Source organism: Paraburkholderia dipogonis (genome assembly GCF_042680985.1).
Classification (GTDB): domain Bacteria; phylum Pseudomonadota; class Gammaproteobacteria; order Burkholderiales; family Burkholderiaceae; genus Paraburkholderia; species Paraburkholderia phytofirmans.
This window is the reverse complement of record NZ_JBHUFR010000027.1, coordinates 66,629-85,348: the sequence shown is the minus strand read 5'-3', so window position 1 is coordinate 85,348 and position 18,720 is coordinate 66,629. Positions and strand designations below refer to the sequence as shown.

Genomic DNA, 18,720 nt, shown 5'->3' with positions numbered 1-18,720 from the left:
CGAGCCCATTTTCTATCAACATGTCGGCGCCGTGCTCAAGTCCGAACGTCGGAATAGACATAAAAGCCCCGCCCGCTCTTTCGTCGCAGATAGCCGGCATCGACCATCTTCTTGAGCGACGGTGCGGGACGATACTTCGGATCGTTGAAATCGCGGCACAGCAGTATGTTCATATCGCGTTCTTCGCGCGCAACTCATCAATCTCAGTCGCCGCCGCTGCTAGCCAATCCGACAATACCTCGTCCGTATGCTGACCGAGCGTCGGTGGCGCGTTCCGATACCGCACGGGCGACTCGGAGAATCGAATCGGATTCGCCACGAGCGCAACGTCCTTCGCCAACGGATGAGGCATTTCGATGCGAGTGCCGCGAGCCTGCACATGTGGATCTGCGAATACCCGATCGAGCGTGTTGATCGGACCGCACGGCACGCCAGCCGCTTCCATCGCGGCAACCCAATCGTCGGTCGTACGGCGCACCGTCATGCTGTGAATCAGAGCGATCAGTTCGCCCCTATGCTTCACGCGCTGTGGGTTCGTGGCGAAGCGTTCGTCGCTGGACCATTCCGGCTTGCCTAGCGTCTTGCAAAGATTCGCAAACTGACTGTCGTTGCCAACCGCTACGATCATGTATCCATCGGCTGTCGGGAATTCCTGATACGGCACGATGTTGGGATGCGCATTGCCCATGCGTTGCGGCACGACACCGCCCACCAAATAGTTTGCCGCCTGGTTCGCCAGGCACGCAATCTGGATGTCGAGTAACGCCAGATCGATATGCTGCCCTTCGCCGGACTGCTCGCGACGCTTCAACGCAGCCAATACGGCAACCGTCGCGTACAGACCCGTCATGATGTCGGTCAATGCGACGCCAACCTTCATCGGGCCGGCGCCCTCCGTACCGTCAGGGCGGCCGGTCAAGCTCATCAGGCCGCCCATGCCCTGAATCAGAAAATCGTACCCGGCGCGCGACGCGTAAGGGCCGGTCTGACCAAACCCGGTGATCGAGCAATAGACGAGCCGCGGATTGATCGCTTTCAGACTGACGTAGTCGAGCCCGTACTGCGCCAAGCCAGCTACCTTGAAGTTCTCGAGCACGACGTCAGCCTTGCTTGCCAACTGCCGGACAAGGTTTTGCCCCTCGGCGCTCGCGATATCGATCGTCACCGATCGCTTATTGCGGTTGGCGCTCAGGTAATAGGCCGATTCGCCCGTCGAATTGCCGTCGGAATCGTTCAACCACGGCGGCCCCCAGGCGCGCGTGTCGTCACCCGCGCCCGGGCGCTCTACCTTGACGACGTCTGCGCCGAGATCGGCCAGCAACTGCCCGGCCCACGGGCCCGCGAGCACGCGAGAAAGATCGAGGACGCGCACGCCCGCGAGCGCGCCCGGTTGCAAGGTATCGTTCATGGCGATCGGAGATCAGAACGCGGCGATGCCGGTCATAGCGCGCCCGAGAATCAGCGCGTGGACATCGTGCGTTCCTTCATAGGTGTTGACGACTTCCAGATTCACGAGATGGCGCGCGACGCCGAATTCATCGCTAATGCCGTTTCCGCCTAGCATGTCGCGCGCCACGCGAGCGATGTCGAGCGCCTTCCCGCACGAATTGCGCTTCATGATCGACGTAATCTCGACCGCAGCCGTCCCTTCGTCTTTCATGCGCCCGAGCCGCAAGCAGCCTTGGAGACCAAGCGTGATTTCGGTTTGCATGTCAGCCAGTTTCTTTTGGATCAGCTGGTTCGCCGCGAGCGGCTTGCCGAATTGCTTGCGATCCAGCACGTATTGGCGGACGCGCTGCCAGCAGTCCTCAGCTGCGCCGAGCGCACCCCATGCAATACCGAAGCGCGCGCTGTTCAGACACGTGAACGGCCCCTTCAATCCGCGCACTTCCGCGAAGGCATTTTCTTCGGGGCAGAACACCTCGTCCATGACGATTTCGCCCGTGATCGACGCGCGCAGCCCCACCTTCCCATGAATAGCGGGGGCAGACAGTCCCTTCCAACGTTTTTCCAGCACGAAGCCGCGAATCGCGCCTTCGTCGTCCTTCGCCCAGACGACGAACACGTCGGCGATCGGGCTATTAGTGATCCACATCTTACTGCCAGTCAGCTGGTAGCCGCCCGGCACCTTCCGTGCGCGCGTCACCATGCTTCCGGGATCCGAGCCATGATTCGGCTCCGTCAACCCGAAGCAACCAATCCATTCACCCGTCGCGAGTCGCGGCAAATATTTCTGTTTGGCGGCCTCACTGCCGAAAGCATTGATCGGCACCATCACGAGCGAAGACTGAACGCTCATCATCGAGCGATAGCCCGAATCGACCCGCTCCACCTCGCGCGCGACGAGGCCGTAACTAACATAGCTGAGGCCCGCGCCGCCGTATGCTTCGGGAAGCGTCACGCCCAGCAACCCAAGTTCGCCCATCTCGCGGAAAATTGCGGGATCCGTCCGCTCGTTGCGAAATGCATCCAACACGCGCGGCGCGAGGCGCTCCTGGCAGTAGGCACGCGCCGATTCGGCAACGATCCGCTCCTCGTCGTTCAATTGCTGTGTCAGCAGTAGAGGGTCATCCCATTGAAACGACGAGGGCTTGTGCTGTTGGCTCATTTCAGACTCAAGTGGTATTGATCGTGGAGACAATCTACCGGCCGCCCGGTGCCCAATCAAACGATTTGTTGTCAGTCACCTGTGCGAAAATCGCACAAGTCAGTCAACCAGGCATTCATGCCATGCGCCGAAAGATCCCGTCTACTCTGGCACTGTCAGCATTCGAGGCTGCAGCGCGCCACCAGAGCTTCACAAAAGCCGCCGATGAGCTGGCGGTGACGCAAAGCGCTATCTGCAGACAGATCGCCACCCTCGAAGACTTTCTTGGCCTGAAGCTGTTTCGCCGCGATCGGCGAGGAGTCGCATTGACCGAAGCGGGGCTTGCCTACAGCCGCAAAGTGGCCGCTCGATTGGATGACGTGGAGCGCGACACAGTCGAATTGATGGGCAGCGGCGGCACGGGGCGCACGATCGAAGTCGCCGTGGTGCCCACGTTCGCAACCAAGTGGCTGCTGCCGCGCATGCCGCAGTTCATCGCGGCCCATCCGGACATCACGGTCAATCTCACTACACGTACGCGCCCGTTTCTGTTCGGCGACACGGAGTTCGACGCCGCGCTCTATGCGGGCCCCGCCACGTGGCCCGGTACGTGCAGCCGGTTCCTGATGCGCGAGAGTCTAATTGCTGTGTGTAGTCCCCGTCTCATCGCGCCCCGGCAGAGGCTGAAGGCTTCCGACTGGACGCAATACCGGCTGCTGCAGCAAAGCACGCGGCCCTATGCGTGGCGCGACTGGTTTGCATCACGCGGCATGCGGGTCGAGGGCGATATGTCGGGGCCGAAATTCGAGCTGTTTTCGATGCACACGGAAGCAGCCATTCAGGGAATCGGCATTGCGCTGCTCCCTCGCCTGCTGATCGAGGACGAATTGAAGCGAGGTGTGTTGATTCCCGTCGTCCAGCATGACCATCTGAGTGACCGATCGTACTACCTCATTTATCCGGAGCGGAAATCCGACAATGAGCCGCTTCGAGCCTTCAGTGAGTGGATCGAGGAGCAGGCGCGAATCTATCGGGAGCCGTTGGCGTTAGGGTGATGTTTGTGCGCCACGCGCATCCGCTACTGTGAGCAAGGTTATCGTTCGCGAAAAATATGTTCCCTGCATGGACGACACTCTGCGCCTGGTCTTTCCCCGGTGGGTGCCGCAAGGGGAGGCAGCCCTTGGTTTGTCCGACTATCTCGTGAGGCAAGCCATTCAACGCAGGGAACCGTCGCTCTTGTGCAACGTACCTTGAGAATCTTTCTAGCCTGCTAGCGCACGTTGCGCTGACAGTCGAACGCGTGCTCCTCATGAACGAGCAGCCGTTCGAATGGAGTTGGCTCATCTGATTTTGCAGCATGCTTTCTGCGATTGATGTCGGCATGATTCCGAGCATACGGCGGCAGGTTCGGCTCAAGTGAGCGGCGTCGGCAAATGCTGCCTCCAGTGCCGCCTCGGCCGCGCTTGCACCGCGCATGAGTTCACCGCAGGCTAGTTGCGAGCGCAACCAGAGCAGGTGGGGCCGCAGCATGATGCCTATCGACGCGGTAAGGCATGCGTCAGCCGCGAGGGCGACAGCCCAGCCACTACGGCCAGCGCATACAGCTACAGCACATCCAGCTCTTACAACTGGTTGCGAACGTGGCGCAGTACGCGCACGCCTGAGTGCAAGGTAGGCGGGGGGCGCTCGCCAAGTAGATTCGCGTCCAGCCACCTTTTGACTCCCGCGTCGCTTGGTGAACCGCCCCGCCCAGGCCGCACTGCGCCGGCGGGCTGCCTCGCCCGCTGTGACGTGGTCAACATCCACAGGAATGCCTGTCGTCAGAACCGCGCCCAGCGGGTCTTCCGGCCCTGAGAGCGACTAGCACCATGGCGCCGTGCGCGTCGACTTCGTGCGATGCGTCGGCGCGCACACCAGCGCGGCGTCGCAGATGTGCCTCGGTTCGCCCTTGCCGCGGCGAACGCGCACGCTGGATGTCTGCGCTAGGATGGGCAATGCCAGGTCGCTGGAGATGTGGCGGCAAAATGAAGCGATGAATAAGATGAATCGCATTATCACGGCCACCGTTTCCCTGCTATCGTCATCGGTTGCGCCGTTCGCTGGTACTTCCGGTTCAACCTAAGCCTGCGCGACGTCGAGGAGTAGTTGTTTGAGCGTGGCGGTGTGGTTACGTATGAAACGATCCGTTGCAGGTGCGACAAGTTCGGCGCTGGATTCGCTCAGCGTGTCAAAGCGGTGCGGCGCAAGCCGGGCAGCACCTGGCATCCAGACGAGGTGTTCGTGACGCTGCGCGGTGAGCCGTATCTCCTGAGGCGCGCGGTCGACGAGCATGGCGCCGAACTCGACGCGCTGGTGCAAAAGCGTCGCGACAAGGCCGCGGCAAAGCGCTTCTTCCGGCGGGTGCTACGTTCAAACCATGTACCGTTGCCGACAGTGAAACACTTACAGTGGCTGAAGGTAGAGCGACCCAGACGCCGAAAAAGTCACGCCGCAAATTCGAAATAACGCAGAACTTTCGTACCACACGCAGGCTGAGTTCGTTTGATAAAGTCGCTTCCATGCAGACCAAGAGCCTACACTAGCCCCTTGGGAGTTGGAACAGCCGTTGACCGATATATTCACGCGTGCGATAAGGGATAAGTGTTCAGATCACCCTTCTTATCATAACGCGTCGATTTCTAACTAAACTTCGTCAGATGAAAACACACCGTGAGACGCCTGTCGGGTCCCGCCCAACCAATCAGCCTCCCGTGGTCCCTACCGTAGATCACGTTAAAACTGCCACGTTCAAATCCGAGCGCATCACCGCGAGGCTGAGTCAGCGCCATAATTATTTAGTTATACTATATGCAAATGCAGGCGACGGCCGAACATAACCGCCGTGAACATCTGGTCGCCAGCAAGCGTCGTGGCCAACGGAGTGAACAGAAGGTTGCTCGTCATAACAGGATGGCGCCACGCGCGTAGCGCTTGCGACGCACGCTAGAACCTCAGATGGTAGTCAGGGTCAGCGTATAGTGCATCTGTCAGCTGCTCTCGTTCAGCGCGCATCTCTGCCCTTGCCCCTTCTTCGCTAAATCGCGGAGTGCCAAAAGTCGCGCCACGAATGTAAGCAAAGATTCCCGCCTGATTGGGCTCCGCCACGATCCGGGCACACCGGATGCTCATCCACCAACCAGACCAAGGAACTGGCGCCCCCTCGAAATCGTCTCAGCCCCAAGCGCCTCAGCAGCGGGAGCGCGCGTCGATAGCAATGTGTCACTGTATTCTTAGCCGAATGGCTCACGAATGGCATGTCCCTGTTGCCCGGGGCACGCCTTGAAGTTGCAAATCGCCAGGCCATCATCAAGCGGCGTCTAGGTGCTCGGCCTCGATTTCCGTGATCACCTTCTTGGCACGAAGGATTGCAGACGGACTCATGCTGAGCTCGTGCACGCCGAGCTTGACTAGTGTCGGTATCATTTCCGGACGCGATGCCGCTTCACCGCAAACTCCAACGCTGATCTTCGCACGTCGCGCCGCATCGCAAACTATGCGAATCGCCTGCAGAACGGCTAGATGATCTGTCCGGTAAAGGGAGCCGAGCCGCGGATTCATGCGATCGACAGCCATCACGTATTGCGTTAGATCGTTGGTGCCGATCGAAAAGAAGTCAGCCTCCTTCGCCAGAAGATCGGCTGTGAGCACCGCCGCAGGCGTCTCTATCATGATACCTAGTTTTGGCTGGCCATAAGGAATCCCCTTGTTGCACAGGTCCGCAGACAAGCGCGCCATGATAGCTTTTGTTCGACGAACCTCCTCGATGTCATCCACCATTGGAATCATTACAGACAGGTTTCCGTGGACCGCAGCGCGCAACAGCGCCCGCAACTGAGGCTCAAATATCTCCGGGCAATCCAGGCACATGCGAATCCCGCGCCATCCGAGGAAAGGATTCTCTTCTTTTGGAAACGGCACGCCTGGCAGAGGTTTGTCCGCGCCTGCATCCAGTGTGCGAATGATTACCGGCCACGGCGCAAACGACCGTGCTAGTGTCGAATACACCTCGTATTGCTCATCTTCCGACGGCACACGCCGCTGGTCCATGAAAAGCAGTTCAGTGCGAAAAAGCCCAACACCCATCGCGCCGGTTCGTTGAGCGGCTTCAATTTCCGTCAGAGACCCGAGATTTGCCGCGACCTGGATCTTATGGCCATCCTGAGTCTGCGGCTCCACGTCACGATATACGAGTAGCGCCGCGTCGGCTTCGCGCTGTGTCTGCAGCCGCTTCGCCATCGAGCGCTCCAGTTCCGACGAATGATCGAGCCATACTTCACCCGTACATCCGTCGATGGCCGCCCAGGACGCGGCGCGCAGCACCTCGTGCCCGGCCGCGACGCCCAGAATCGCGGGAATGCCATGTGCTCGCGCGATGATAGCGACGTGCGAGGTAGCGCTTCCCGAAGTACAAACAATGCCTGCAATGTTGCCCAGGTCCGCTCGTGCAAGATCCGGCGCTGAAAGACTCTCTGCGATGACGATGCACCGGCCGGGGAGGTCGCTCAGCGAGCAACGCTCCCTGCCGAGCAGCGTCGCAGCGACCGCCTGGGTCAGCCCCCGGATGTCGTCGGCCCGGCTGCGCATATATTCGTCTGGCAGCGCGGCGAATGCGCTCGCCAGATCATGGCCGCACTTCAGGGTGGCCGCTTCCGCACTCCAGCCGGAGGACATCAGCGCTCGAATCGCGCCTTCGAAGTCGTCGCTTCTTGCCACCTCGGCAATGGCCGTGAAAATCTCTTCGTGGTCCTCTGCATTGTCCCGCGGCTCCAGCATCGCGCGAAGGGCCGCATCGAGAGCAGCACTGAAGCGGTCAAGTTCTGCGACGATTTCGTGCGGCGCGACGAACTGGCGATCCGCGACGAATTCCTCTGTGAAATACAGATAGGCGCTCCCGTATGCGAGACCCTCGCTGGCGGGAACGCCGCGCAACGACGGTGCGTCCGTCCGGACCGCCGCCCCTGTGCCTGCACGGTCGGCCCGCGTAGCAGGGGCCGGGTCGAGCGTTTGGGCAGGCACGCCACCGCTGCCTTCGGCATTCGCCGGCAAACACAGGGTCTCGTCGGCGAGGAACTCGGCCAACTGCCCCACGGCTTCGCGTTCGTCGTCGCCCTCCGCACGCAAAATGATCTGCTCGTGCTGCTTCACGCCCAGCAGCATGAGCTTGACCGCGCTCTTCGCATCGGCCCACGCGTCGCCGCGCCCCACCTTCAGTGAGCAGTTGAAGCGCTTGGCCAGCTTTGCGAACTGCGTGGCGGGACGGGCATGCAGCCCCTCATGTACCTTGACGACGACCGGTGTCTCCAGCATGACGTGCCCTTTTCGGTTATGCAGATATATCGATGTTGTTGTACGCGCTTCTCAGGCGCCCAGGATCTCAATGACGGTGCCGCTCTTCATGCAGTCGAAAAGCCGGCCGCAATCGATCTCCGATACGCAGATCTCGCCGGGGCGCTCCGCGGTCTGAGAGCCGTTGAAATTGATCACGACGTGACCCAGTTCGCTGACCTTATTCCAGGCGGAAGACCCGACTGCCGTGACGACGGCCGAATCTTCGCCGATGCGTAACACAGAGCCGATACGGGGAACGTCGCGGCTTGCTTCCTGCACGCGATGGAGGACCGACACCTCCGCCAGTTCAGGCGGGGCGCCATCTGCATAAAGGATCAGCACGCCGCCTTCCAGCAGCGACTGAACTTCTTCTCCTATCGATGAAATGACCGTCCTGTAGTAATTCATAGCGCTTTCCGAAGGTTTGATCAAAGGGCGAAACTTGCAATCCATGCGATGAGTACTGAAACAGGGCCCATGATCTGGCGGCTGATCAGCACGGCCGGCACGCCGACCCGGATCGTGTCCGGCTTCGCCTCGCCGAGCGCCATACCCACCGGCACGAAGTCACAGCCGACCTGCGTGTCATAGGCGAACAAGGCGGGCAGCGCCATGTGCGGCGGGATCGTACCGCTGCCTATGGCCGGGCCGATGATGGCCGCACCGATCACCTGGGCGATGACCGCACCGGGCCCCAGGACGGGCGAGAGAAACGGCAAGCCGCAAATGGCCGACAGCGCCACCAGTCCAATGATATTCCCGGCCAGTGGGGACAGGACATGCGCGAGCCCGACGCCAATGCCCGTCGAGTTGATGATGCCGATTAGCATGGTGACGAACGCCATGAAAGGCAGGACGTTGCGGATCACCGTATCGATCGACTTGCGGCCGCTATTGAACAGCACATTGACTACCCCGCCCATGCCGCGGCCGATTGCCGTGATCCATCCGACCACGCCGCTGGAAGGTACGGCCTCAGCTGCGCCCAGGGCGGGCGAGCCGCCCACGGAAGCATTCGCCGCGGCCGCGGCGAATGCTTCGGTTGCGCCGGCGCGCACAGCGGCTTCGGTGGCGTCATCGACTGAATGAAGGCCCTCCGGCTTGACTCCTGACACGTAGATGTCCTCGGTAATGAATTGCGCGAGCGGGCCCGACTGGCCAACTGGGCTCAGATTGATCGTCGGTATGCGCTTGCGCGGGTAGACGCCGCAGCGGGCAGTGCCTCCGCAATCGATCACGACCGCGGCAATCTCAGATTCGAGCGGCGGATTGCGGAAACCGTCGACAACCACGCCGCCCGTCATTTCCGCGAGCGCCACGGCGAGCTTCGGAATATCGCCGCCCGTCACGGCCATGATCTTGTTGCGCTCCGACGTCGGCATGATGACGAGCGGGCCGCCCCACCCATTCGGTCCCTTCTCGACCCGTACGGCGCGATAAGTACGCGTGTCCATGTTCATCTCCTCCAGTTTGCTTTTTTTGATGTCAGAGCTTGAGCCCTTCCCGCCTCGCGATCATTCGCGTGATCGCTTCTGTCAGGATTCCTTTCAGCAGATTCACCACGAGGCCGACCGCGAGATAAAACAGCGCAAGCTTCGGCAAGGAAAACGGCGCAGCGTGGCTTTCGGCGAGCTTGGTAATGCCGGCCGCGACGCCGAGCCAGACAAAAAGCTCGCCGGGATTGCAATGCGGAAAGAGACCGGTGATCGGATGACACAGCGATACCGCCGAATCGTAGAAAGCCGGTTTATGTTTCTCTTCAAGAAAGACGCCGAAGGTATACGCCATCGGATTCGTCAGGAAAAACATGGCAAGCAACGGCAACAGCGTGTAGCGGGTAATCACATTCTTCGAAAAGAAGCGCGCGAGACCTTGAATGCGCTGCTCGCCGACGAGGGCGATCACCGTATAAACGGCAGTCAGTAACACAATCAGCGTCGGCAGAATGCCTGTAACGAAGCCAATGAAAACCTTGCCGCCTGCATTGAAAACGCCGATGAATGCCTCGGCCGCGTGAGTGAGAAGATCCATGCTGCTCTCCTGATAGGGAATGAACCTGAATTTATTTGTCCCGGCCGCCCAGGCAATGCGAAACACCCAAGGCGGCTGGCTTTTTTTCCAAGACCTGCTTCAACCACTACACTTGCGCGCGTTCGCTTGCCGTGCGGCATGCGATTTCAAATGCGTTATCAAGCGCACGCTTGACGCCGGGCGCAAGCGCGGATGCCGCGAGACGCTGGTGAAAGTCGGCGAGGCCGGCGCCGGTCAGCGCATTGAGTTTCTCGAAGCGGGCGAAGACCGAGAGGCCGGACATGCTGAGTGCCTCGCGCACGCGCGCTTCGTTGTCGATGACGACAATGGCGAGGGCTCCGCGTCCGAGCTTCGGCTTGAACGAACCGGCTCCGAGAAAGCCGTTGCCATGTTCACTCGCCGTTCTTCGCACCACCGTGCGGTAGTAGCGCATCTGCATCCAGGAGGCGATGACCTGAAGCGCCCACATGAGGGCCAGCAGCAATAAGCCAAGTCGAACGAGTTCCATTGCGCGTCTCCATGCCGCCGTCGGGCGGCCTGCCGAATCTACGGTTAATTGAGCAACTGTTCTCCGACAATCTTCGCCACTTCATTGGCCACTTCCATCTGCGGAAGATGGCCCACTCCGGCAAATCGATGTTGCGCCACCACGCCGGGCAAATGATCCGCGTGCGCAATCGGCAAGATGCGGTCGTCGCCACCCCAGATCGCTCGCACGGGCATGGGCAATTCCAGGATCGCCCCGCGCAGATCGAATTGCAGCCGCCCATCGCGGAAAAACGTTGCGGCAATGCACTGCAGTGCCTCGCGTCTGCCGCTGCGCCCGAGTTGCTGCAAAGCGGTCGCGACAAAAGCGTCGTCAATCAATGCGCGGTTCTCAACCAGTTCTTCCAGCCACACGCGAAGCGTCGCGGGATCGATCGCCTTCACCAGCCCGTTAATGAAAGCCCAATTGCAGCTTTCGCCCAAACCGGCCGGCGCGAGCAGCGTCAGGGAGCGCACCCGTGAGCGCAAACGGCCGGCCAGCTCGATCGCCACCGCGCCGCCGAAAGAATGGGCGACCAGGTGCAGTTCGTCGACCTGCTCCTCCTGCAACACTGTTTCGACCGCCTGACGAATGCTCGTGAGCGAGTCGGCGGCATCGTCAGGCGACTTGCCGTGCCCGGGCAAATCGATGGCGAGCACGCCCGTGTCCGTCAACAGGGACGCGCTCCGCATTGCATTGAAAAGCGGGCGCCAGCTATTGGACTCGGCGCCGAAGCCGTGTATCAGCACGATCGTAGCCGCGTTTCCTGTTTGCAGCCAGATCCGGTTCAATGACTTTGACGACGCCGCAGCCGCACCTTCGCGCTGCAAGAAAGCGCGAACATCTTTCTCGACGATACGGCCGAGCGGGCCGGACCCGTCCACACCTTCGAGCCGGATCCGGCTTTCGCGAGCCGCGCGGCGCGCCGCCGGTGTGGCACGCAATCCGCCCGAGGCTGCGGGGGCGGGCTCGTCGTCTCGCCCGCGGCTGCGCAACACGGGTTCCGGAGCAATCGAGGAGCCCATCGGCGACGTGACGACTTCTTCAGCAGCCGCCCCGACCATCGCTTCTTCCAACTCCTCCACCGCCTCCGCGCTCGCATAGATCCACGCGATGACTGTCCCGACCGGCACCGTGTCGCCGACCGCCGCCGTGATCTTGCGCACCACGCCCGAAGCCGGGGATTCGATTTCCATCGTGGCTTTGCTTGTTTCGATGTCGAACAGCGGCTCGCCCTGCCTCACCGTGTCGCCGTCCTTCGCATACCAAGCGGTGATGGAGCCTTCGGTCATGTCCATGTCGACGCGCGGAAGAATTACCTCTGTCGGCATCTCAAATCCTCCCGTCCATGAGGCGCCGGACCGCGTCGACGATATCGGGCACCTGGGGCACCGCAGCCTTTTCGAGTTGCGGGTTGTAAGGAAGCGGGCAGTCGGCGCCTCCGAGGCGTACGACAGGCGCGTCCAGCGCATCGAACGCGTCGCCCTCGCTCACGATCGCGGCGATTTCCGCCCCGATACCCAGTTGCTTGACGCCCTCGTACACGCAGACGAGCCGCGACGTTTTGCGCACGCTTTCGACGATCGCCTGACGATCGATCGGCCGAATGCTGCGCAAATCGATCACCTCGGCGCTGATGCCTTCAGCGGCCAAAGTCTCGGCAGCTTCGAGAGCCCGGATACTCATGATCGAGGTCGCCACGATTGTGACGTCGCGCCCCTCGCGCCGCACGGCCGCCTTGCCCAACGGTTCGACGTAATAGCCTTCCGGGACGACGCCTTTGCTCTTATAGAGCAGCTTGTGTTCGAAAATCATGACCGGGTCGGGATCTTCGAGTGCCGCGAGCAGCAGACCTTTTGCGTCGTGCGGCGTGCTGGGCTGAATCACCTTCAGGCCAGGCACATGCGCGAACCACGCTTCGAGGCTCTGGCTGTGCTGGGCTGCGGCGCCCGTCCCCGAGCCCGCCGGAAAGCGCATCACCACCGGCACCGAAACGCCGCCGCCCAGCATATACCGCATCTTTGCGGCCTGGTTGACGATCTGCTCCATCGCGAGCGTCGCAAAGTCCGAGAACTGGAACTCGTAGACGGGCCGCGAGCCCGTCATCGCAGCGCCCACCGCGATGCCCGCGCCGGCCAGTTCGGCGATGGGCGTGTCCATCACGCGGTCGCCACCGAAGCGCTGATACAGATCCCCGGTGACCTGAAACGCTCCGCCATATACGCCGATGTCCTCTCCCATCAGGAACACGCGCTCGTCGCGCTCCAGCGCGATGGCAAGCGCCTCGTTGATCGCCTGCGCGTAGGTTAGCTCACGCTCGTTGCTCATTGCCTGTTCCCTTCCTGTGCCAGTTCGGGCGTATAAACGTCGCGTACCAGATCGTCGATCCGCGGTGAAGGACTGTGCTGTGCGAAATCCAGACCCGCATCGATCTCCGCCTCCACGTCCGCGCGCATGGCTTCGATCGCAGCGTCGTCGATCACACCATGTTCCAGCAGTTGCGCCTGCAAAATGTTGATCGGATCGCGCGCTCCCCACGAGTCGATTTCCTCGCGCGTGCGGTACCGGTTGCGGTCGCTCTTGGAATGGCCGCGAATGCGGTACGTCTCGCATTCGACGAGCGTCGGCCCGCCGCCGGCCCGCGCCCTTGCGATTGCCGTCTCAGCCGCTTCGAGCACGTCGCTCAGACGGTTACCGTCGACGGTAACGCCCGGCATGTCGTATGCCGCCGCCCGCTGCGCGATATGGCTGACCGCCGTCGAACGTTCGACCGACATCGACATGCCGTAACGGTTGTTCTCACATACGAAGATAACGGGCAGCGTCCAGATGGCCGCGAAATTCAGCGACTCATGAAACGCGCCTTCGTTGTTTGCGCCGTCGCCGAAAAAGCACACGACAACCGAGTCGCGCTTCTGCTTCTTGATGGACAGTGCAGCGCCGACGGCGATGGGCAGCCCGCCGCCCACGATGCCGTTTGCACCGAGGTTGCCGCGGCTCACATCGGCAATGTGCATCGAGCCGCCGCGCCCGCGGCAATAGCCCGTTTCCTTGCCGAAGAACTCGGCGAACATCAGCTTCGGGTCGGCACCCTTGCCGATGCAGTGCCCATGGCCCCGGTGCGTCGACGTGATGTAGTCGTCGTCGGTGAGCAGCATGGTCATTCCGATCGCCGAGGCTTCCTGGCCGATGGAGAGATGCATGGTGCCGTGGATGAGCCCACGCATGTAAGCCTGCTCAGCGCTTTCCTCGAAGCGACGCACGAGGATCATTTTGCGCAGCGCATCGCGCAGCGCCGATTCGGAGACGTTACGGAACGCCGCCGGCATACCTGTGACCTTGTCTTCTATGTATCCCATGGTAAGCCCCTTACGCAGCGCGACGCGCGCCGAGAACCAGTTCGTCCTGCAGGTGCCGAAGGCGCACAATCGGCGAATTGGCATTCACGGCGCAGTTCTGGCGTGTGAGAAGTTCTCCTTTCCTGATCGACTGCGTGACCACGCCGCCTTCCAGCAAGCCGCACGGCACGGCGTCCTTCGACAGCGCGTCGCTGACCGCCAGCGCCCAGGCGCGATACGTGTATTCACCGATCGCGTCAAGATGCTCGCCCGGCGTCAGATCTCGTTTCGCCACAGCACACACTTCGACCACTGGAACTGGCAGCGGGCGCATATCCGGCTTACCGTATAGCGCGGCGCGCGCGCAGCTGAGCGGAACTTCAAGGCTCGTCAAGTGATACGGACGATAGAAAGTGTAGTACGGGCCTTTACCGAGCTTCAGGTCGTGCATACGCTCGCGCAAGCGGGGATGCGCCAGTTCCGCGACCACGAACACGCCAGGCGCCACACCCTTCCCGATCGTGTAGTCGACTACGCCCTTGCGGCTGAGAATACCGCCGTCTGCGACCGGACAGAGAACGTCGTGCAACTGGTCGAGCGTCGCCGACGGTCCATGCATTCCGGGAACGTCGGGCACAAGACCGGTTGCATTGCCAATTGCAGCCATTTCCACCGCCGTCTTCGAACCGTCGACGAATTCCACCAGCATGCGCGGGTTCATATTCCGTGCCTTCGCCTCCGCAGCGTAGTCATCCGGCGTCGCCTCGACGTTCAGCGGATTGTTTTTGCCTTTGCCGGCCGCCACGATCGGATAGCCGAGCGCGCTGACGAAATCGATCAGTTCGATAGTGGAGCTCGGCTCGTCGCCTGCGCCGAGCGTATAGACTACGCCTAGGCGTTCCGCCTCCCGACGCAGATATGCGCCGATGGTGACGTCTGCCTCGACGTTCATCATCACTAGGTGCTTGCCGTGTTCCATCGCGAGCAGGCCGATCTGCGCGCCCACCGCAGGTTTGCCGGTCGCATCGATGACGACATCGATCTGCTCATGCGTGCAGACAGCCCTCGCGTCCTCGGTAATCGCAATGGAACCGGACTCGATTGCCTCCGAAATCCCTCTGGCGTTTGCGACCACACGATATCCCTCATCGGCCTGCCGGGCGACGCGCACTGCGTCGCATGCTGAGTCGACACGCAGATCGGCAATCGCACCGATCTCGAGCCCTTCCATCTGCTGAACCTGCGTGACGATATCGGTTCCCATTTCCCCTGAACCGATAAGACCGATACGAATGGGCTTGCCCGCCTGTGCACGAGCCTGAAGCGCGGCCGCGAGGCCACTTGGGGTGATGTTCAGCATCAGCAAAGTCTCCTGAAATAAAGGCGCAACACGCGCCGAACCGTGCTTCGGCCGCATCGCGGGACAACATCAAACCGCCGTTGCCGCATTTGCCGCCGAGTTGCTTTTCGCACATTTGTTTTTTAGAATAGACATATGTTCATGTCAGGGCAAGCGATTTCCAGCGCGAAAGTGCCCACCTGGGGAAAGTCCGGAAGTCGGAGATGAAGAGTCGACCTAAAGGTCTTTTTTGCGCCGCATGGAACGGCGGCGCGAGAGGACAAACCGAGAAGAAGCTTACTCGCCGGCCTGAAGCAGCGCGGCGGCCGCATACTCGTCGGTGATCAGCACCGTGGGCGCGAGCATCGTTATGGAGGCTCGCAGCGCGCCAGTCTTTGTCGTGCCACCCGCGGCGATGATGCGCTGCGGCACGTGCTTAACGATGTCCAGCGGCACGGACATAACGCAATCATTGATCCAATGCCTAACGATATGCCCCTCGGCGTCCAGGAAGTTGAACAGCAGGTCACCCACCGCTCCCGCGGCTATAAGGGATTCGCGGTCGGAGTCCGAGATGAAACGAGAGCGGTACGCGGTCGCGTCCGTACCCATGCCTGCTGCACCGAGAATGACCGCGTCAAGTCTGCGCGCCATGTCGAATATGTCGCGCAAGCCGCAGCGTTCGATCAACGCCGTACGCGTTTCCGGACTGTCCACCACAAGCGGTGCCGTCATCAGATAGCAGTCGGCCTGATAATGACTGGCGAAGCGCCATGCAAATTCAGCAGGGTTGAAAGTGCGCGCCTTCATGATGCCGCCAAGCAGCGAAACAATCGAAACATTCTCCACTGCCTTTTCGCTCATGTACGCGAGCGAATTCACCAAAGTGCGGCCCCAGCCCACGCCGATACGCATGTCCGAACGAACCATCGCGGACAGGTAGGCTCCGGCCGCCGCGCTGACTGGTTCAGTGGCGTCGGCGTCGGGCGAAGAAAGAGGCGCCACGATTGCCTCGTGCAGCCCGAATCGTTTTTCCAGTCTGCGTTCAAGATCGACGCATTCAGCAAGCCGGTCGCTGATGACGATCTGAACTTCATTGCGCTCCCGAGCGGCTGCGAGCATACGCAAAACCGTGACGCGCCCGACCCCCAAACGCTGCGCGATTTCCTGCTGCGTCATCTCTTCAACGAAGTACATCCAGGACGCGCGCAACCGCATGCGCCGGGCTGGGCTTTGATCATCGAGGTTTTCGTCACGCACGTTATTCGTCGCTCTCGCCACCCTTGCTTCCCCTCGTTAAACTGACATTCGGATATGAACAATCGTGCTATCTTAACTTCAAACATTGCATTCCTGAGGTGGTCATGGAAGCCAAGTCGTTGATCCCCCGTCACATCGCCCCAGATTTAAACCAGGTCCGGATCGCGCTCGTCGACTGCGCCAGACAACTCCGTTACACAGCGCGCAATGTGCCGGGCACGGAGTCCGTGAAGACGAAAAATTCTTCTCCTCAGGCAACCTTTCCGCGCCCGCCGTTACCGCAGTTTCTCGGTTCTGTCGGGCATCTGGCGGATTCCCTTCTCGAGACCGCGGAGACCTACGCCGGTCACGCCATTCCCCCCTTACAGGATCACTGGAAGCTTCCAGTCACTGTTGATATTGATGTCCAATGCCTTATTCACTGCGCTGAGGACATGAAACTCGTTCGCGGTTATCCAGCCATCTATTACGCTGCCGCGAAACGCTTCATTCTCCGGACGGGGGCTCGGGACGTGCTAATCTTTGAACACCGGATCAATGACGCTTTCATAGCCTTCTGCGAAAGCCCCACCCTGCGGCCACCGTCTGAAGACAAAGCAGATACCCCCGCCGGGAACCCCCTGGAGGAAGCCAGCGGGATCTTCGCCCGGCTGACGATGTCGCTCATCGACAAGCACCCCATCCGCAGCGCAAGGTTCGTGGAACTCCCTGACGTTCTCGCGCCCTGGTGGCTGGTTGCCGAACCGAATGCCTATGTGTTCCTGGTGCTTGGGCTCGTCGGGTGCGCGAGAAGCCTATGCCCGGACTCGTTACCAGCGGCCCCTGACGAGACGCTCAGTCTAGCGGCGGACATCCTAGGCAGTCGGGAGTTGAGACTTCGCGCCGCTCTCCGCGACGCAATGCCCGAAGAGGCCTTGCAGCAGGAATTTGCAGCAATCGTCAAATATCTTTGATATGGAAGCCTGCCATGCTTGAGGATCTCGTAACGATAAAAGGTCACGTACCGAACGTCTGGAAGGCGGCGACTAGGCTATCGTCTTTCAAAGAGTTGCTTGGCGAGCACTGCCGGTCGATGTCTTCCGCCTACGGCGTGTCCGTCGAAACCGACGACCGCGCACTCGCCAGCGCTTTTTTTATTTGGGCGCAGACTATTGAGAATCACCGGCACTACCTCCAACAGAACGCGCCAGACTATTTTCAGTTTCTCGTTGGTCGTCTGCTGGCAGAACTCCTGAAGGCGCACGCGGTAAATGCCGTGCCCCGTGTAGATGATGTGGCATCGCCGACTGAGGACAACTCGATCGCAAAATGGTGGCCCACCGGCTTCATACTGACCATCTTCTTAATAGAACTCGTGCGCAAGGTTATCTTACAAGAATGCGATCGGATCGTTTGCCCGTCCGACAAGCTGGCAAACATCAAGGTGTGGCAATCGTTTCGCGAGAATCTGCTCGAAGAACCGTCGATTGCGGTCGCTTATTTTGACGACTTTATGCGCATCGTGCCTAACTGGCGCAACCCGTCGGCCGTATGCGAGCGCAATGCTCGGGCCGTGCGATACGACAAGCCGCCCGGAAATCTCGACTAAGCAGATCGCACGCTCGCATCCCCGGCTCACAGATTTTGCAGCGTAGCGCGCTGGGCAAGCGATTGCTGAGCCCAGATTAGTATCGCGGTTGTTGAATTGATCGGGCCTCATCGAACCAATATAGATAGTCCGTCCGCCGTCAACGACTGCCCACTGATTTGAAATAGTCCTATTGACCGGAGCCGTCTCACGGAGAGTGAGAAGGCAGGTCTCGCCAGAGACTGGTACTTCCTAGATGCTATATGGGAGGGCAGCGACAAAAAGGGCTCTGTCGCAATAACGCAGTCCGCTATGATGTACGGAACAAGGTGAACGACAGAAACCTCGACGAATACGTTGAATCCGGCCATGGCAAGGGTGCTCAAACGGCTACAGTATTCGCTCGACGTCATGTTGACTTGTGTCCGATAGTATGTAGCTTATCGGTCGAGTCTACGCCATCTTCAACAGATGATGGCCGAGCGCGGCACTGCGGTCGATCACCCGACCGTGCACCGCGGGGCGGTGATGCTGTTGCCCGCCTTGGAGAAAGCGTTTCGCTTTCGCACGCGCGCAGTCGGTAAGAGCTGGCGTATCGACGAAACGTACAGTACGCCGAGCCGACGTAGCCCGCCCGTGTTGGGGGTGAAGTTGCTTGAGCATGCTTGGAATGCACAACTCGGAGAAGTTGTTGTTGCAGTACCG

Annotated in this window: 16 protein-coding genes and 2 pseudogenes; 5 read left to right on the top strand and 13 right to left on the bottom strand. The window is 60.6% G+C overall.

Features of this window, described 5'->3' with window-relative positions; all coding sequences use genetic code 11:
• Positions 1-35: 35 nt before the first annotated feature.
• Genes ACFSNN_RS31210 through ACFSNN_RS31200 form a run of 3 tightly spaced genes read right to left on the bottom strand, consistent with a single transcriptional unit; the run spans position 36 to position 2,608 of the window.
• Positions 36-173 carry a 3-hydroxyacyl-CoA dehydrogenase family protein gene (locus tag ACFSNN_RS31210; RefSeq protein WP_208949640.1) on the bottom strand — a complete coding sequence of 46 codons (138 nt, stop codon included), beginning with the start codon at positions 171-173 and terminating at the stop codon, positions 36-38.
• On the bottom strand, positions 170-1,408 hold the full coding sequence (locus ACFSNN_RS31205) for a CaiB/BaiF CoA transferase family protein (protein WP_134465935.1): 1,239 nt from the start codon (positions 1,406-1,408) through the stop codon (positions 170-172). The genes ACFSNN_RS31210 and ACFSNN_RS31205 overlap by 4 nt, the downstream gene beginning before the upstream one ends.
• Before the next feature lie 12 nt (positions 1,409-1,420).
• Positions 1,421-2,608: an acyl-CoA dehydrogenase gene (locus ACFSNN_RS31200; protein ID WP_134465936.1), complete on the bottom strand. Its 1,188-nt coding sequence runs from the start codon at positions 2,606-2,608 to the stop codon at positions 1,421-1,423.
• 122 nt (positions 2,609-2,730) lie between these two features.
• On the opposite strand from ACFSNN_RS31200, the gene ACFSNN_RS31195 reads away from it, so the two are divergent.
• Both ACFSNN_RS31195 and ACFSNN_RS31190 read left to right on the top strand, forming a co-directional pair.
• Positions 2,731-3,642, top strand: coding sequence for a LysR family transcriptional regulator (locus ACFSNN_RS31195; protein ID WP_134466427.1), 912 nt, complete (start codon positions 2,731-2,733; stop codon positions 3,640-3,642).
• 1,021 nt (positions 3,643-4,663) lie between these two features.
• A pseudogene (locus ACFSNN_RS31190) lies at positions 4,664-5,011 on the top strand (DDE-type integrase/transposase/recombinase); the annotation flags it as partial.
• Between the two features lie 921 nt (positions 5,012-5,932).
• On the opposite strand, the gene ptsP reads toward ACFSNN_RS31190, so the two are convergent.
• From ptsP to ACFSNN_RS31140, 10 genes are all read right to left on the bottom strand, one after another.
• Positions 5,933-7,933 carry a phosphoenolpyruvate--protein phosphotransferase gene (gene ptsP, locus ACFSNN_RS31185; RefSeq protein ID WP_134465937.1) on the bottom strand — a complete coding sequence of 667 codons (2,001 nt, stop codon included), beginning with the start codon at positions 7,931-7,933 and terminating at the stop codon, positions 5,933-5,935.
• A 51-nt stretch (positions 7,934-7,984) separates the two neighbouring features.
• A complete protein-coding gene (locus tag ACFSNN_RS31180; protein WP_134465938.1) occupies positions 7,985-8,362 on the bottom strand; it encodes a PTS glucitol/sorbitol transporter subunit IIA in 378 nt (125 codons plus the stop codon).
• Positions 8,363-8,382: 20 nt separating this feature from the next.
• A complete protein-coding gene (gene srlE / locus ACFSNN_RS31175; RefSeq protein WP_134465939.1) occupies positions 8,383-9,408 on the bottom strand; it encodes a PTS glucitol/sorbitol transporter subunit IIB in 1,026 nt (341 codons plus the stop codon).
• Positions 9,409-9,439: 31 nt separating this feature from the next.
• A complete protein-coding gene (gene srlA / locus ACFSNN_RS31170; RefSeq protein WP_134465940.1) occupies positions 9,440-9,985 on the bottom strand; it encodes a PTS glucitol/sorbitol transporter subunit IIC in 546 nt (181 codons plus the stop codon).
• 106 nt (positions 9,986-10,091) lie between these two features.
• A complete protein-coding gene (locus tag ACFSNN_RS31165) occupies positions 10,092-10,493 on the bottom strand; it encodes a transcriptional regulator GutM (RefSeq protein WP_134465941.1) in 402 nt (133 codons plus the stop codon).
• Positions 10,494-10,537: 44 nt separating this feature from the next.
• On the bottom strand, positions 10,538-11,842 hold the full coding sequence (locus tag ACFSNN_RS31160) for an acetoin dehydrogenase dihydrolipoyllysine-residue acetyltransferase subunit (protein ID WP_134465942.1): 1,305 nt from the start codon (positions 11,840-11,842) through the stop codon (positions 10,538-10,540).
• 1 nt (position 11,843) lies between these two features.
• The gene (locus ACFSNN_RS31155; protein WP_134465943.1) at positions 11,844-12,839 is read right to left on the bottom strand and encodes an alpha-ketoacid dehydrogenase subunit beta; all 996 of its coding nucleotides are present in this window, start codon (positions 12,837-12,839) and stop codon (positions 11,844-11,846) included.
• Positions 12,836-13,870, bottom strand: coding sequence for a thiamine pyrophosphate-dependent dehydrogenase E1 component subunit alpha (locus ACFSNN_RS31150; RefSeq protein ID WP_134465944.1), 1,035 nt, complete (start codon positions 13,868-13,870; stop codon positions 12,836-12,838). Before ACFSNN_RS31150 ends, ACFSNN_RS31155 begins: the two co-directional genes overlap by 4 nt.
• Positions 13,871-13,880: 10 nt before the next feature.
• Complete coding sequence (locus tag ACFSNN_RS31145) at positions 13,881-15,209, bottom strand: NAD(P)H-dependent oxidoreductase (protein WP_134465945.1); 1,329 nt, start codon at positions 15,207-15,209, stop codon at positions 13,881-13,883.
• Between the two features lie 276 nt (positions 15,210-15,485).
• Entirely contained in the window at positions 15,486-16,448 is a 963-nt protein-coding gene (locus ACFSNN_RS31140; protein ID WP_377688724.1) for a sugar-binding transcriptional regulator, read from the bottom strand.
• 104 nt (positions 16,449-16,552) lie between these two features.
• Between ACFSNN_RS31140 and ACFSNN_RS31135 the strand changes: the two genes are divergently transcribed.
• The 3 genes and pseudogenes from ACFSNN_RS31135 to ACFSNN_RS31125 form a co-directional block, all read left to right on the top strand.
• On the top strand, positions 16,553-17,401 hold the full coding sequence (locus ACFSNN_RS31135) for a hypothetical protein (RefSeq protein ID WP_134465946.1): 849 nt from the start codon (positions 16,553-16,555) through the stop codon (positions 17,399-17,401).
• A 14-nt stretch (positions 17,402-17,415) separates the two neighbouring features.
• Positions 17,416-18,036, top strand: coding sequence for a hypothetical protein (locus ACFSNN_RS31130; protein WP_134465947.1), 621 nt, complete (start codon positions 17,416-17,418; stop codon positions 18,034-18,036).
• Positions 18,037-18,384: 348 nt separating this feature from the next.
• Positions 18,385-18,624, top strand: a pseudogene (locus ACFSNN_RS31125) (IS6 family transposase); the annotation flags it as partial.
• Positions 18,625-18,720: the final 96 nt, after the last annotated feature.

Coding starts and splice junctions, on each gene's coding strand:
- ACFSNN_RS31180 (WP_134465938.1), bottom strand. CDS start 8,362: ATGAATTACTACAGGACGGTCATTTCATCGATAGGAGAAGAAGTTCAG.
- ptsP (WP_134465937.1), bottom strand. CDS start 7,933: ATGCTGGAGACACCGGTCGTCGTCAAGGTACATGAGGGGCTGCATGCC.
- ACFSNN_RS31135 (WP_134465946.1), top strand. CDS start 16,553: ATGGAAGCCAAGTCGTTGATCCCCCGTCACATCGCCCCAGATTTAAAC.
- ACFSNN_RS31150 (WP_134465944.1), bottom strand. CDS start 13,870: ATGGGATACATAGAAGACAAGGTCACAGGTATGCCGGCGGCGTTCCGT.
- ACFSNN_RS31160 (WP_134465942.1), bottom strand. CDS start 11,842: ATGCCGACAGAGGTAATTCTTCCGCGCGTCGACATGGACATGACCGAA.
- ACFSNN_RS31210 (WP_208949640.1), bottom strand. CDS start 173: ATGAACATACTGCTGTGCCGCGATTTCAACGATCCGAAGTATCGTCCC.
- ACFSNN_RS31205 (WP_134465935.1), bottom strand. CDS start 1,408: ATGAACGATACCTTGCAACCGGGCGCGCTCGCGGGCGTGCGCGTCCTC.
- ACFSNN_RS31195 (WP_134466427.1), top strand. CDS start 2,731: ATGCGCCGAAAGATCCCGTCTACTCTGGCACTGTCAGCATTCGAGGCT.
- ACFSNN_RS31200 (WP_134465936.1), bottom strand. CDS start 2,608: ATGAGCCAACAGCACAAGCCCTCGTCGTTTCAATGGGATGACCCTCTA.
- ACFSNN_RS31130 (WP_134465947.1), top strand. CDS start 17,416: ATGCTTGAGGATCTCGTAACGATAAAAGGTCACGTACCGAACGTCTGG.
- ACFSNN_RS31155 (WP_134465943.1), bottom strand. CDS start 12,839: ATGAGCAACGAGCGTGAGCTAACCTACGCGCAGGCGATCAACGAGGCG.
- srlA (WP_134465940.1), bottom strand. CDS start 9,985: ATGGATCTTCTCACTCACGCGGCCGAGGCATTCATCGGCGTTTTCAAT.
- ACFSNN_RS31165 (WP_134465941.1), bottom strand. CDS start 10,493: ATGGAACTCGTTCGACTTGGCTTATTGCTGCTGGCCCTCATGTGGGCG.
- srlE (WP_134465939.1), bottom strand. CDS start 9,408: ATGGACACGCGTACTTATCGCGCCGTACGGGTCGAGAAGGGACCGAAT.
- ACFSNN_RS31145 (WP_134465945.1), bottom strand. CDS start 15,209: ATGCTGAACATCACCCCAAGTGGCCTCGCGGCCGCGCTTCAGGCTCGT.